Below are 14,708 nucleotides of genomic sequence, written 5' to 3' on the forward strand. Positions count from 1 at the left end.
GGTTTACTGCAACTGACAAATCTGAATACAAATCTGAGAGAAGACGTCGACGTCTGTTTTGGGAGCGGATTCAGAGGAGATTACGGCTGAACGCTACGAATTCGTTCGAATGCGATCTCTCGTTCAGATTCTGTCGCATTGAACGTGGCTCGGATCAAGCGTTCCATTTCAGCGGAAAGTTGACGCCCGCGACGGGACATTGCGATTTTTGCGGTTTGAATTCCGCTTTCGCATCCATCCGGAAGAACGTCGAGCCGCCCGTGCCAGATCCTGCTGAAAGAGGGAATGTGCTTCGGAAGCAATTCGCCTCCGGGCAGGACCAGACTCATGACACCAATTGACGAGCCTGTATTAAAGAGACTGCCCAGAGCCGTTTTGGTGTGGTCGCCGATAAAGCTACCAACTTTGGTCGAGCCGGTGTCGACCTTGATTCCTTGCAGCGGCACGCTGACGGCAGAGTAGTCATTCTTGAGATCACTGTTCGTCGTCAACGCACCGAGGTTGACCCAGGGGCAAACATAACTGTGACCAAGAAAGCCGTCGTGATACTTGTTTGAGTATCCCTGAAAGATGCACTCTTCTATTTCGCCACCAATTCGGCAAACCGGCCCGAAGCTACAGCCTTCCCGAATATTCGCGCGGAAGAGTTGTGTCCCTGGGCCAATGTAAGCTGGGCCTTCGATTCTGGTGAACGCCTGAATGCGTACGTCGCGGTCGACCCAGACGGGACCTGATGTGGCGTCGATCACCACAAAAGGATCGAGTCGGGCGGTGGCATCAATATGGACCTGATCCGCTGGTCCGATCATGGCGATGCGCGAGTCAGTGGTCGAAAACGCGGAAGTTCGGAGGCGGGTTGCGAAGTCGATCGCGAGCCATCTCGCGTTCTGGGAAATCAGGTCCCAGGGAAATTGGAGGACCGTTCCGGGGACCGTGACCTTTTTCTTCTGTAGAGCGATTTTCGCCAATTCAGCATGTTCCGGGATGCCTGCCCCTCGCGGGAGGTCATCTGGTTCCAGAATCATTGCGGCCCATGTCTCACCAATGCAGGCCGTTGTTCCCGGTTTGATCTTTTTGAGATGAGTCGGGTCGATCAGGCAGCGACCATTGATCAGAAGAACCTGACTAGCCCCTAACCATTCGGGTTGGTTGATGTGTGCGGTGGGGAATTCGGCCTGATACGCCTCGCAGAGTTCCGGACGGATCAACGCACCCCATTCTGATTTGGGGAATTGCAGGCAAATTCGTTCCCTGAGAGAGAAATGGCCGCAGAGCAGTTCGAAGACGGGACGTAATAGGGAAATTGGCGAAAACTGTTTCGCCAGTTGATCTTCGATGAAGGCGATCCGCCGCATTCCATCACTCCGTCGCCAGTCTGATCAATCGAATCCTGATTTGAATCAAACTTTAGTAGAATTGGAATGATCTGCACAGGCCACGAATGCCGATCCATTGGTTGCAGGAAAATCCAAATTATCGCCACATCTTGACACGCAGACCGGGCGACACCTACTGTTCCCCGGCCCACGATTTCAAGTCGAGTCAACCGCTGTCAGCGAATGGAGTCGCTAATGACACAAATTCTATCCCTCCCTCGTCAACAGGACACAACACCCGTCCCGTTGATCGATCTCGTGGCGCAGTATCAGACGATTCGCGACGAAGTTCAGGTAGCGGTGAATCGTGTTTTCGAAAATCAGTCGTTCGTTCTCGGCGAAGAAGTCGAGACGTTCGAAAAAGATATTGCCGAATACTGCGACGCAAGACACGCAATTGGATGTGCATCTGGAACTGACGCACTTGTGCTCAGCCTGATGGCTCTCGGCATCGGTCCCGGCGATGAAGTGATCACTTCACCATACAGCTTCTTTGCAACTGCAAGCTGTATTATTCGCTGCGGTGCTCGTCCAGTTTTTGTTGATATTGATCCGGTTTCCTACAACCTGGATCCGGTCGCTGTTGAAGCGGCAATTACACGGAACACCCGAGCAATTATTCCGGTGCACCTGTATGGTCAATGTGCCGACATGGACCCGATCTTGCGGATTGCTGTCAAGCATCAGCTGGCGGTGATCGAAGATGCCTGTCAGGCCATCGGTTCGCTGTATCACGGGCGTAAGTCCGGTGTCCTCGGAACCATGGGCTGTTTCAGCTTTTTCCCAACCAAAAACCTGGGGGGAGCTGGCGACGGCGGGTTGATTACAACTGACGATCGCGATCTCGCATCTCGCCTGAAACGATTGCGGGTTCACGGAGACTTTGGTGGGTACAACCACATTGAAGTCGGTCTTAACAGCCGTCTCGATGCGTTACAGGCAGCAGTGCTGGCTGTGAAATTGAGACACCTCGACAGCTGGTCTGTTGCTCGTCGCGAAAATGCCTCTCGGTACCGTGAAATGATGGGCGATCAGGGGCTTTGTGAGCAGGTTGAACTGCCATCAGAGTTGGCCGGTCATCATCACATTTACAACCAGTTCGTTATTCGCGTTCGTAATGGAAAGCGTGACGAAGTGATGGCCGGATTGAAGAAGCAAGGCATTGGATGTGCCATTTACTATCCAAAGCCACTGCACCTGCAGGAATGCTTCTCAAGCCTGCAATATCGTGTCGGCGAGCTGCCTGAAGCAGAACTTGCTGCCAACGAAACCATTGCACTGCCGATCTTTGCTGAACTGGGCGTTGCCCGTCAGGAACGCGTTGTCATGACCTTGAAAAAGGTCATGTCCGAAGTCGAAACTCGTACTTCTCAGCCTGTTCGACGTGCTGCTTAACGCATCAGCGACAATTGCGATTCAAATTCGAACCTCGGAGCTTGCAAGAGTTCCGAGGTTTTTTCGTTTGAAGAGAATCGCGTGGACGCAGGCGTCTCGCTTGAGAATCTGCGTGAATCCCGGTTTCCTCCCTGCATCATTTCCAGCTTGGTGTAAACTAAACCGGTTCGCTCTCCCAAGAAGGCTGCTGTGTGGCCGAGTATCGACCGGATCCAGTACATCTTCTGTTTTGATTTCACTGAATTTGATGTTGAGCCCGTATGTCCTCTCCTGACAGTCACCCCGTCAACAAAACTGACAGCAACTCTGCCGGTCGCGCAGGTGGTCAGACTGAACAATTGATTCAGCAGCTGAGCAGTTCCGTTCGTCGTCTGGAGGAGGTCTCGCGTCAATTGAATCTGCCGCCGCTTGAAGGGCGAGAATGGTTCGAGCTGCTGGCCAGAAAATTACAACCGCAGATGGGGGAGTGTCCTTATCTGGTGGTCGCAGTTGTCGGGGGAACGAACGTTGGTAAGAGTGTCATCTTCAACCATATTGCCGGGGGAAGAATCAGCGCGACGAGTCCGATGGCGTCCGGGACGAAGCATCCAACGGCTTTAATTCACCCGACGCTGTCAGAGACCGCGAACGTGTCGGCGTTGTTTCCCGGCTTCGAGACGGTGCGATGGGATCAGCCGGAGCAGCCTCTGCAGGAAGATCTTCGCCACCTGTTGTTCTATCGAGTGACGGAACGTACTCCGCGAAATCTGGTGATTCTGGACTCACCGGACGTCGACAGCGTGGCCGTCGTGAATTGGGAACGGGCAGCTCATCTTCGTCAAAGTGCAGATGTGCTGATCGCCGTGTTGACCCAGCAGAAATACAACGATGCGGCTATTAAAACGTTCTTCCGGAGTGCCGCCGACGAAGGCAAATTGATTATCGTCGTGTTCAATCAATGTCTTCTTCCTGAGGATGAAGAGTATTGGCCGATGTGGCTGAAGACCTGGTGTGAAGCGACTGGAGTGAACCCTGATCTGGTTTATCTCGCTCCCAATGACAGACGGGCTGCTGAAGACAACCGGTTACCATTTTATGAGCGTGATTGGCCGCTGGATGAATCGGGAAGGCCCAATACAGAGCGTCCGCCTCGATTGTTGATTGACGAGTTATCTCAATTGAAGTTTGAAGAGATCAAGGAGCGATCACTCTCCGGAGCAGTGCATCAGGTCGTTTCGAATGACAGCGGCATTCCGGCCTGGTTGCGAGAGATTGAACGTCGCTCAAACGAATACGCAGATGCGTTGCAGCTGTTGACAGCGGATCGTCTGGCAGAGGTGAGTCGCTGGCCAAGTCTCCCGAATTCCGTGCTCATTCAGCAGGTTCGTGAATGGTGGGGACGGCAGCGTGAAGGCTGGACTGCAAGTGTTCATGGTTTCTATTCGAAACTGGGAAGTCTGGTCACCGCTCCGCTGACATTAATTCGTCAGCGCAGACAGGTGGTGGAGAGCCCTCTGGAGATTTACCGGAAGCAGGAGTGGCAAACAGTTCTTGATGTTTTAGAAAGCGGCTTCAATCAACTGGAGAGAATTCGGGACGTCGGCAATCCGCTGTTGCGTGATCAGATTGCTGAACTCCTCTCTGGTGTCTCGCGTGCTGCGGTGATTGATGAAGTGCGGCGCGAACATCAGGAACTCGATCTGGAAAAAGATATCAGTCAGTTTGTGGAACAGCAGCTGTCGCGGTTTCGTGAAGAGAGTCCAGAGTATTACCGGCTGTTTCGGGGAGTCGATGCGATGGCTGCGTTTGCTCGTCCAGCGGTGAGCGTGGCGCTCTTTGCGACTGGGGCTGGTCCGATTGCAGATGCGATGGTGCCGGTGGTGACGAACTCACTTCTGCAGGGAGCGTTACACGTCGCGGGAGACGCTGCCGGTGGGGCGGTTGCGACAGCGGTAGGAGATCAAGTTCTGGCCGGAGCAGCAGGTCAGGGAGCCGGATATTTGGAGACCCGATTCCGTGAGTTGCACACCTCTTATTCTCGTCATCGAGCCTTGTGGCTCTCGGAACGTTTGAACCGTCTGGTCCTGCGTGGACTCCCTGCGGAACTCGCTTCTGCAGCTCAGGTCAAAGGGCTTCCAGAGTGTCGAAATGTCCGGCAGATTGTGCTCGATCTTCAGCGGTTATCTGGCTCCTCAATTTTGCAAAAGTCTTAAAAACCAAGTGTCGAGTCTTTTTGCGACACCCTAGCGCCGGGGGACAGTCTGGGTAGGTCGGTTGCGAGGAAGTGGTTGTAGCAGTCAATTGCATTTCGTGAACATTGTGTTTTTTGACTTTCTTTAAGTTGTTTACGATCAATAGGTTGCACTGGTCACTACTTCGCCGAACTCCTTCAGGAAAATTTGACCGCCTTCTGGCGTGTTGTAGAGTTGATCTGAATCGGGCATCAGGGCACATGGCATTTTGCTTGTAGCAAATGTTCACTTGTCTTTGTGGTGGTTCGACGAAACAACTCGTATCGGCTGGCGCAGTTGCGCAAAGCTTGGCGAGGTGGTTCGGGAAGGCTTGGCAACTTTTCGGGCGAGTCGCCAACGTCCAATGCGATTGAGTCGTGCGTGATCGGCGGCTCTGCTGGCAGTGGACGGTTGTCAGATTGCTGGTCTCGTTCTTTGCATAGGATCACCGTGTCTCAACAGACTCAGCAAGAATTCCGAGAACAGGTCCGGTCTCAGACCGATCTTGTCGCTCTGATCGGCGAGTCAATCTCTCTGCAGCCGCGTCATGGGGGGAGACACTATGTCGGGCTTTGTCCTTTTCATGAGGATCGAAACCCTTCTCTGAACGTCTATCCTGATCGTCAAACCTTCCGCTGCTGGTCGTGTCAGACTGGGGGGGACTGTTTTACGTTCCTGATGGAACGAGAGAAGGTGACGTTCCCGGAAGCGCTTGAACTGCTCGCTCGGCGCGCAAATGTGCCAATTCCTCAGACACTCGCGCGATCAACTCCGGATCAGGATGCGAGTCGTGCAAAATTGTTTGAAGTTTTGCAGTGGGCGGAAAACGAATATCACCGCGCGTTACTTACGCTTCCTGAAGCAGAGCCTGCCAGGAAGTATCTGGATGATCGCGGATTTACTGCAGAAACGATTCGTAAGTATCGACTGGGGTACCATCCGAACGATTGGACCTGGCTCCTGAAGCGGGCGGAATCGAAATATCCTGCTAAGTTACTGTCAGAAGCCAGACTGATTGGCGATCGCGACGGACGGCACTATGACTTCTTTGTCGATCGTGTGTTGTTCCCGATTCATAATGAACGTGGGCAGGCGGTCTCATTCGGGGGCCGTATTCTTCCTGGCAGTACAGAGCCTGCTAAATACTGGAACGGTCCTGAAAGCATCGTCTTTCACAAAAGCCGTCTGCTCTATGCGATAGATCATGCACGCGATGCAGTTCGCAAAGCAAATCAGGCGATCGTGGTCGAAGGTTATACGGACTGTATTACCTGTCATCAGGCCGGGATTGAAAACGTCGTCGCAACATTAGGGACAGCGTTAACTGATTCGCATGTAACAGCATTAAAGAGGTTCGCACAGGAAGTGGTGCTGGTGTTTGACGGCGATGATGCCGGTCAGAACGCCGCACGGAAGGCCGTAGAGCGATTTCTTGCGCAGGACGTCGAACTCCGAATTTTGACACTGCCGGAAAAACTTGATCCTGCCGAATTTCTTGCGGCATACAATGCCGATGAATTTCGAAGACTGGCTCAACAGGCACCTGAAGCATGGGACTTTCAGCTTCGATGTGTCCGGGCAACGCATGGTGGCGACACGATCGCGTCCCGGCAGCGAATTCTGGAAGAGATGCTTGGGTTGCTGGCACAGGTTCCGGATCTTGCAAGAACACTGCGAGAGCAATTACTGCTTGCAAATCTTGCACAGCGATTGCAAGTTTCGGAAGAGGTCGTTCGAGACCAGTTACGTCAGATTCGAGAACATGGGCGAAGTCGTCCGGCGCCGGAACAGCCAGAGTCGCAGGAACGCGAGTTTTATGTTGCGGTTCGGAAAATTTTCAAAGGTCGTTTAACAAGTGCAGAGCGAGTGGAATGCGACTTGCTTGAGCAGATCATGGCTGCACCTGGTGCAGTTCAGTTTGTGTCTCAACTGGCACATGACATTTCACTGTCGAACCCGGTCTTCCGTACAATTCTGGACTACTGCTTTTGGGAGGCAGAAGAGAACGGAAACCTGAGCCTGGCAGGACTGCTGGGGCGGATTGATGATCCGGATTTGAAAAGCCTGATCGTCTGGATTGACGAACAGGCGGTGGCGAAAGGTCTCGCCTCCAAGATCGAGAAGAGTGGTCTGGATGAAGATGGCTGCCCGATCTTCGTGAAGAATTCCCTGATTCATATGGGATTTCGACAGGAGATGCAGGATCAGAAAGTTCTTACCAGACAACTCTCGCAACAGGCAGGCGGAGCAGGCCAGCTCGACGAAGCCACGGAAGAAGCGTTACTGCGACAGGCCGCTGAGTTTCACCAAAAACGAGCGAACAAACGGACATCCGTTTGACGAGTTCGATCGAATCGGCTTTGGAGACGACATCTATGTATCGACTGGACGAAAGCCTGCGGGTACTGACCGAACTGGGACAAACTCAAGGGTATCTGACATTCAGTCAGATCAACAGCTTCCTCCCGGACGAAGCTGTGAACCCTGAGAAGATCGATTCTCTGCTGATCTCGCTGGAAGAGCTCGGCCTGAATATCCGTGACGAAAAGAGCGCTCCTCCTCCACCACCTCCTGTTGTCGTTGATCAGAAGAAGCCTGCCGGGAAGGCTCGTAAAACTGTTGTTCGTAAATTGCAGACAGTGAATCTGTCTGGCATTGTCGAGACCGGGGGCGGTCGTGCGATTGACGACCCTGTGCGGATGTACCTCTCTCAGATGGGAGAGATTCCGCTTCTGACACGCGAAGAAGAAATCTCGCTCGCGAAGAAGATCGAAGTGACCAGAAAGCGTTTTCGACGCACTCTTCTGGAGTGTCACTTTATCTCACGTGACGCTTATGAAACTCTGTTGAAAGTGGAACGAGGGGAACTCCCGTTCGACCGGACGATCAAGATTTCGCTCACGGAATGTACCGAGCGCGATCAGGTCACCAAGCGCATGCCACATAACCTGCGCACTGTCAAAGTCTTGCTGGACAAGAACGAGCAGGAGTTTGAGATTCCTTCGTCTCTGGAATCAAATACAAACGTCAACTCTGTTGCTCAGGCAGCACTGGATCAACGCCGCCGCAAGGTCGTGACACTGCTTGAAGAAATGAGTTTGCGAACCCAGCGTTTGCAACCATTGATTCGGCGACTGGAGCAAATTGCCCGACGGATGCGAGAGTTGCAGTTCGAGATCAAACGAATCGCCGGGGATCGCCTGTTGAAGGACACCCGAGCGAACTATGAGCAAGAACTCCGCGATCTGATGAAGTTGACGCTGGAAACGCCGGCCTCCATCACGAATCGAGTGCGTGAGATTCACGCCCGATATGCCGCATATGATCAGGCAATGCGTGACCTGTCGGCAGGGAACTTGCGTTTGGTAGTGTCGATTGCCAAGAAGTATCGCAATCGCGGACTTGGCTTCCTGGATCTCATTCAGGAAGGCAATACAGGTCTGATGCGTGCTGTCGATAAATACGAGCACCGCCGCGGATACAAGTTTTCCACTTACGCGACATGGTGGATTCGACAGGCGATTACTCGCGCGATTGCGGATCAGGCCAGAACGATTCGTATTCCTGTGCACATGATTGAAACCATGTCACGGTTGCGTCGCGTCAGTAAAGCTCTTGTGCAGGAACTGGGACGTGAACCGACAATTGAAGAAGTTGCAGAAGCTGCCGACGTCAATGTCGAAGAAGCACGTCGCGTTCTGAAAATGTCTCGCACTCCGGTGAGTCTCGACAAACCGGTTGGCGAAAACGATGACAGCCTGTTCGGGGATTTTCTGGAAGACACCAGCGAATACAATCCTGTCAGTCAGGCGGCTCAGGAGATGCTGAAGGACAAGATTGATCAAGTCCTGAAGACTCTCACGTATCGTGAACGTGAAATTATCAAGCTGCGTTACGGTCTCGGAGATGGTTACACATACACTCTCGAAGAAGTCGGACGCATCTTTAAAGTGACACGTGAACGTGTGCGTCAAATCGAAGCCAAGGCTGTTCGCAAGCTCCAGCATCCAGCTCGGGCGAAGCAGCTTCAGGGATTCCTTGAGCGTCTCGCTTTGAACGTCTCCGCCAATTAGACCGTATCGGTCTATCATGTTGGCCGCGCAGCAGCCTTCTCGATAGGAGAAATCTGAATGCCGCGTGCCAGTCACGCTACACCAGTTCAAGAACCGCTCTCGTATTGGTGGAATGACAGTTCATATCTGTCTCGTGACGGTCTGTGACCTTGAATGAAAAAACAGCCGGGAGCTTTCAAATCGAAGGCTCCCGGCTGTTTGTTTGAACACGCTATTTATGCGTCCGAGTGAGTTTCGTCGTTACCCGAGAGCGACGGCAGCAGCTTCCATCGCTTCGAGTGCTTTATCTGTACTTTCCGGGTCAACTTCCCGGCAGCTGTTGATCAGCACTTCTGAAATCCACGCGAGGTCGGATTTCCACTCTTCGTGAGTGATGCCGGCAGGGCAGAGTTCCGCGAATTCTTCGCACAGCAGAATCATTCTCAGGCAGTGGCGGAAGATGATCCCTTCCTGCTTGGTGAGGTCGCGTGTCGTGACGTATTTGTTGAAGTCACCACCGACGGTGATCAGGTCGCCAACGACCCAGACCGACCGGGTTCGCAGATCCTGAACCCCAGGAAACTCGTTGTCGAACAGGCGTCGCATCCTGTCACCGAGTGGCACTGGCCAGACACGGATCGGCTTTCCGAATGAATCGAATTCTGGTTCGACTGAACTTGGATCGAGTTCGCGCTGTGTAATCAATCCACGCCGCATCAACTCCGGGTTAATGCGATGAACGGCAAGGGGACCGGGTGGCAATTCCGATGGAGGTGGGACGCGAACGTACGGCAGAATCGAACCTGCGATTTCCAGAACGCTTTCCAGAAGCTGAATTCGCTCGCAGCGGTCCGCAAGTCCAAGGTGATCGAGCAGGAACATCCCATAAATCGGATGGCAACTGCGGAACTGCATCATCTGGGTTAATCGCTCAGTCGGCTGAGCAATCTTTGGGAGATAGACCTCACGTGATGCCGGGACCTCAATCGGCTTTGTTGGAGTTGCCTTCGGTTGAGATTTAGGAGCGGGTGGCTCGACCTCTTTCTTGAGTGCTTGTTGCAGGAGCGATCCAAACAGACCCAGCTTCGCCGGCTCTTGATTCTCTGTGACTTCTGTCGTTTCAGGTGGTACTTCGGCGTGCTCGCTCGTCGCGGATTCGTCCGACTCTACTGTGGCAACTGTCGTCGTTGCTGATGTCTTTTCTTCTGCCGTCTCTTCCAGAACTCCCAGACCAAAGTCTGCGTCGTCGTCTCCATTTGGGATCGGCGAGTCAGGCTCGATTTCTGATTCAGTGTCTGATTCCGGGGCCGGTTCTGCGCCGGGTTGCGGAACTGAAAGATCTTCCGGCATCGGCCAGTCGCGAAATGCCAACACAAGTGGTTCTGGCGGTGGTGGATCAAGTGTGATGAACTCACCTGTCGCGAGAGTGAGCAACAGATCGGCGAGTCGTTCGTCGGCCTTCTCCAGCGCTTTGGGGGGGAGAAGTCGTTTCCGGTTAAAGGAACTCAGGCGGCTGACATCTGGTGAAAGCTGGAGGAGATAGCCCAGCAGTCGCCACGGGAGTTGCCCTTTGCTGCTCAGGTGAGCTGGTGGCGCACTGATGACTTTCCGGAACTGTTCTTCGTTCCAGTATTGATCGTTTGGACGCCGTTTCGGCATCTTTTTCTTTAACTGCTTCTTCGCACGAATCAGGTTCGGGTCTTTGGTGTCTTCGGGAATCTGATCGTATTGTTTCTTCCAGCGGGCCATCTTCACGTCGTCTTCATGAGCGAGTGAATAGACATGTCCCTGCGTGTCAAACTGAGGGCGACCGGCTCGTCCAAAGATCTGGTGTGCAGTGCTGGCATCGACAAGTGATTTCTTGCCAGGTGGGCCTTTGACCAGCGACGTCAAGACAACGGAACGCGCTGGCAAGTTGATACCGGCAGCAAGAGTTTCAGTGCAGAGGCAAACTGACAGCAGGCGTTCCTGAAAAAGCTTCTCGACGCGACGGCGGTATTTGGGAAGCAAGCCAGCGTGGTGAACTCCAACTCCTCGCATGAGAAGTTGTTTCAGTTTCGGTCCGGACCCGCCTTTCCAGTCCCACTGTTCCAAACGTACGGCCAACTCTTTCTGTTGACCGTCGCGCAGCATGTTTCTCCCTTTTAACTGCTCTGCAAGAATCCAGCATTCTTCGCGATTGAAGCAAAACACGAGGGCGGGAGTCCGTCGCGTTTCAGCTGAACCATCCTGCATTTGTTCGAGCTGATCAGGAATAAATTCATCGCCGACCCAGTGAAACTCCAGTGGAATCTTGCGGTCAGTGCTTTGAATTAACTGGACCTTGCGATTGTGTTCACGGCGGAGCCAGAGAATGAAGTCAACGGAATTCCCGACCGTTGCGGACAGGAGCATCAGCCTGACGTGCTTTGGCAGCAGTGCGAGTGAGAGTTCCCAGACAACACCGCGTTCCGGGTCATTGAAGCTATGGAATTCGTCCATCACGACCGCGCTGGTGTTCGTGAAATCGAACCCGTCTGGGTGCAGAAGACGATTCAGCAAAATCTCGGCGACAACCACCAGAATGGGTGCGTTCGGATTGACCTTTCGGTTTCCGGTGAGGAGCCCGATGTCGTCGGCAGAAAATCCCCAACGAACGGCCGCTTCCTGAAGTTCGGTAAACTTCTGTTCGGTTAATGCGATCAGAGGAGTGGTGTAGTAAGCCGTTTTGCCGGTGTGCAGGGCCTCAAACAGGGCGGCTTCGGCGATCAGCGTTTTTCCGGTTCCGGTGGGGGCGCAGACGAGAATCCCCTCATTGTCAGAGAACCAGGTCAGCAACGCGTCCTCCTGGACTTTATATGGCGCGTATTGAAGCTGATCGAGGTACATCGCCGCCAGATCGTCGCGGCTGGGGATGGGATCGTTTGAACTGGTCACTGGTGCTCCGGAACTCAAGGCGTTCGCCACATGGTAGCGATTTCTGGTGCCTTACGGGACGAGGAAGCTTGGGCCCCATGGATTTCCAGTGAGAATGTGTCAGAGGGCAATTCAGCTCAAATCAGGAACAATTGCCAAACTCTCGTCAGTTGATTTGCACTGAACAGTGAAGTCAGTTTTTGAAGCGTGTTGGTGAAAATCGAGCGGATTGGGCCTGAAGTGAAAATTGGATCTGGTAATCAATTGTCCTCAATCGATGCGAACCCGACTTACTGAATGAATGCGATTTGTGGTGGTGCGGCGACAGCGGATTTGATTTGTTGTTTCTGCTTTAAGTGGCTTCTTGTAATGGACTTGCGGATTTCGTGTTGCGGGTTTGTTTTCCTGCTGAGTCAAGCTTGGAGGTCGACCGAAGGCGGGTGATGAACGGAGAGTCGTGGCGAGTTGCTGCATGTCAGGTGAGCGTCGAGGCCGGTCGTTTCCTCTCTGGATTCCGTCTGAAAGGGCTGGGTGATGGGGGAGATGCGTCCCGTAGATTCCCTGTAAAAACGGGTCAAGTCACTGGTGCGACGATTGTGGCTGGCTGATTCCGTCAGTAATATCTTTCGTTTCCTTTCTCCGTGACGCTTTAATATTTGAGAAGGCCTGCGTCATGTCGCGTCGCTTTGTGAACCTGTTACAAGACAGTGAGACTCTTGATGAAGTCTTTCTGTTGGCTGATCGGCAGGTGCGCGCAAATCGCAATGGCGATACCTACCTGCTTGCTCAATTGAGAGACAAAACAGGGCAGATCTCTGGCCTGCTGTGGAATGTGACAGACCAACATGTGTCACACCTGCGTCCTGGCGACTACGTCAAGGTGCGTGGGAAAGTACAGCTGTTCCAGGGGAACCTGCAGCTGATCCTGACTCGCATTGATGCTGTTACTGGCGAGAATCTTTCGCTGGATGATTTTATTCAGCAGTCCTCCGGCGATACCGAACGTCAGTTGTCCCGCTTGAAAGAGATTCTCCTTTCATTGAGAGACCCTGATCTGCGTGCCCTGATGGGAACGTTTCTGGATGATCAGGAAGTGCTCGACGGGTTGCGACAGGCTCCCGCCGGAATCCGCCTGCACCACGCGTTTCACGGTGGGCTGCTTGAGCATATTCTGACTCTGGCTGAAGCGGCACTGCGGATCTCCGATCTGTATCCCAAGGTTGACTACGACCTCGTGCTGGCAGGTGTCTTCCTGCACGATTTGGGGAAGATTCGCGAGTTGAGCTACGACACAACCTTCGTTTACACGGACGAAGGACAATTGATCGGACACCTTGTCATCGGCGTTGAGATGCTGAATGACAAGCTTCGATTAACGGAGCAAATGACAGGGCGCCCGTTTCCTGTCGAGAAGGCCATGCGACTGAAACATCTCATTCTGAGCCATCACGGCACGTATGAGTTTGGCAGTCCGAAGCTCCCGATGACACCTGAGGCAATCGCGTTGCATTACCTCGATAATCTGGATGCGAAAACAAATGAGTTCATGTCACTGATTGAATCCGACCCGAACTCTGGTTCGAACTGGACTCCATATCAGGCGAATATGCAACGAAAGCTCTTTAAGGGAAGCGGAAGCGATTGGAACAATTGAACTGATTGAACTCAGTGCAGATCCTGCGGCTTCAGCGCTCGTTCTCTTTCCCGGATCAGTTAACCGGAAATGAACCTATGCGGCATTTGACGACATTGTTGGAATTGTCCAGTGGTGATGTGCGAGACATCCTCAAGCTGGCGGCGCGCCTGAAATCGAATCTGAAAAAAGGGAAGCGCCCGTCCTTGTGTGAGAACATGGTTCTGACGCAGGTTTTCGAGAAGCCATCGCTGCGCACCCGAGTCAGCTTTGAAGTCGCCATGAGTCAGCTTGGCGGGCGAAGCATCTTTTTAAGCAGCAAAGACGCAGGTTTCGAGGGGCGCGAAACCAAAGAAGACATCGCTCAGGTGCTCGGAGGATATTCCGACGTCATCACATTGCGGACCTTCTCTCAAGGGCTGATTGAGATTTTCCGGGAATATGCCGGTTGCCCGATTATCAATGCCCTGTCGGATGATTATCACCCTTGCCAGGCACTGGCGGATATTCAGACGATCGAAGAAGTTTCTGGCAATGCGGCCGGGAAGACGATCACCTACATCGGGGACGGAAACAACGTCGCCAAGTCACTCGCGGTTGCCTGCGGGCATGTTGGTGCCACGTTCCGTATCGCTGCTCCCAAGGGGTTTGAACTTCCCGAGCCATTTGTTGCTCAGGTGAAGGGGATGTTCCCCGAACTGGAAGTTCAGCAGTTGAACAGTGCGAAGAAAGCCGCGCCGGGATCAGACGTGATCTACACCGACGTCTGGGCAAGTATGGGGCAGGAGACCGAGAAGGACGAACGCGCCAAGATCTTCGCCGATTTTCAGGTCACGTCCAAATTGCTCGATGCGGCTGGTCCGGACGTCTTGTTCATGCACTGTCTGCCTGCCCGACGCGGGTTGGAAGTGGACGATGGCGTGATGGACGATTCACGAAGCGTTGTGTTCCGACAGGCTGAAAACCGGATGCACCTCGCTAAAGGACTTATTGTCTGGTTGCTGGACGAAGGTCAGAAGAAGTCGGCCAAAGGTCAGGCCGGGAAGACAAAGACCAAGAAGAAGCCACGTTAGGTCGGTTCGGTTTCTCTTGAGAGCGCATCGTCGTTCTCGAAAGTCGACCGCCTGATTTGACTGAGTCACAATCG

Annotated in this window: 8 protein-coding genes; 6 read left to right on the forward strand and 2 right to left on the reverse strand. The window is 53.3% G+C overall.

The window, feature by feature from the left end:
- Positions 1–80: 80 nt before the first annotated feature.
- Positions 81–1,355 carry a putative sugar nucleotidyl transferase gene (locus SH527x_RS17575; RefSeq protein WP_437191986.1) on the reverse strand — a complete coding sequence of 425 codons (1,275 nt, stop codon included), beginning with the start codon at positions 1,353–1,355 and terminating at the stop codon, positions 81–83.
- A gap of 216 nt (positions 1,356–1,571) precedes the next feature.
- Here SH527x_RS17575 and SH527x_RS17580 point away from each other — a divergent pair, with 216 nt between their 5' ends.
- The 4 genes from SH527x_RS17580 to rpoD all read left to right on the forward strand — a co-directional run bounded on the left by SH527x_RS17580 (position 1,572) and on the right by rpoD (position 9,054).
- The gene (locus tag SH527x_RS17580; protein WP_437191987.1) at positions 1,572–2,771 is read left to right on the forward strand and encodes a DegT/DnrJ/EryC1/StrS family aminotransferase; all 1,200 of its coding nucleotides are present in this window, start codon (positions 1,572–1,574) and stop codon (positions 2,769–2,771) included.
- Between the two features lie 260 nt (positions 2,772–3,031).
- Positions 3,032–4,963, forward strand: coding sequence for a GTPase domain-containing protein (locus SH527x_RS17585; protein ID WP_437191988.1), 1,932 nt, complete (start codon positions 3,032–3,034; stop codon positions 4,961–4,963).
- Between the two features lie 468 nt (positions 4,964–5,431).
- On the forward strand, positions 5,432–7,321 hold the full coding sequence (gene dnaG / locus SH527x_RS17590; RefSeq protein WP_437191989.1) for a DNA primase: 1,890 nt from the start codon (positions 5,432–5,434) through the stop codon (positions 7,319–7,321).
- Between the two features lie 35 nt (positions 7,322–7,356).
- Entirely contained in the window at positions 7,357–9,054 is a 1,698-nt protein-coding gene (gene rpoD / locus SH527x_RS17595; protein WP_437191990.1) for an RNA polymerase sigma factor RpoD, read from the forward strand.
- A gap of 240 nt (positions 9,055–9,294) precedes the next feature.
- Here the strand turns inward: rpoD and SH527x_RS17600 are convergent, their stop codons facing one another.
- Entirely contained in the window at positions 9,295–11,901 is a 2,607-nt protein-coding gene (locus SH527x_RS17600; protein ID WP_437194647.1) for a DEAD/DEAH box helicase, read from the reverse strand.
- 700 nt (positions 11,902–12,601) lie between these two features.
- Between SH527x_RS17600 and SH527x_RS17605 the strand changes: the two genes are divergently transcribed.
- Positions 12,602–13,582 (forward strand): 3'-5' exoribonuclease YhaM family protein, encoded by a 981-nt coding sequence (locus tag SH527x_RS17605; protein ID WP_437191991.1) that lies wholly within the window; start codon positions 12,602–12,604, stop codon positions 13,580–13,582.
- Between the two features lie 77 nt (positions 13,583–13,659).
- Entirely contained in the window at positions 13,660–14,634 is a 975-nt protein-coding gene (gene argF / locus SH527x_RS17610) for an ornithine carbamoyltransferase (protein WP_437191992.1), read from the forward strand.
- Positions 14,635–14,708: the final 74 nt, after the last annotated feature.

This window comes from Planctomicrobium limosum (assembly GCF_051465645.1).
Taxonomy (GTDB): Bacteria; Planctomycetota; Planctomycetia; order Planctomycetales; family Planctomycetaceae; genus Planctomicrobium.

What these genes read in the sequence shown, in the direction of transcription:
- SH527x_RS17575 (WP_437191986.1), bottom strand. Translation starts at nt 1,355, where the DNA reads ATGCGGCGGATCGCCTTCATCGAAGATCAACTGGCGAAACAGTTTTCG.
- SH527x_RS17580 (WP_437191987.1), top strand. Translation starts at nt 1,572, where the DNA reads ATGACACAAATTCTATCCCTCCCTCGTCAACAGGACACAACACCCGTC.
- SH527x_RS17585 (WP_437191988.1), top strand. Translation starts at nt 3,032, where the DNA reads ATGTCCTCTCCTGACAGTCACCCCGTCAACAAAACTGACAGCAACTCT.
- rpoD (WP_437191990.1), top strand. Translation starts at nt 7,357, where the DNA reads ATGTATCGACTGGACGAAAGCCTGCGGGTACTGACCGAACTGGGACAA.
- SH527x_RS17600 (WP_437194647.1), bottom strand. Translation starts at nt 11,901, where the DNA reads ATGTACCTCGATCAGCTTCAATACGCGCCATATAAAGTCCAGGAGGAC.
- SH527x_RS17605 (WP_437191991.1), top strand. Translation starts at nt 12,602, where the DNA reads ATGTCGCGTCGCTTTGTGAACCTGTTACAAGACAGTGAGACTCTTGAT.
- argF (WP_437191992.1), top strand. Translation starts at nt 13,660, where the DNA reads ATGCGGCATTTGACGACATTGTTGGAATTGTCCAGTGGTGATGTGCGA.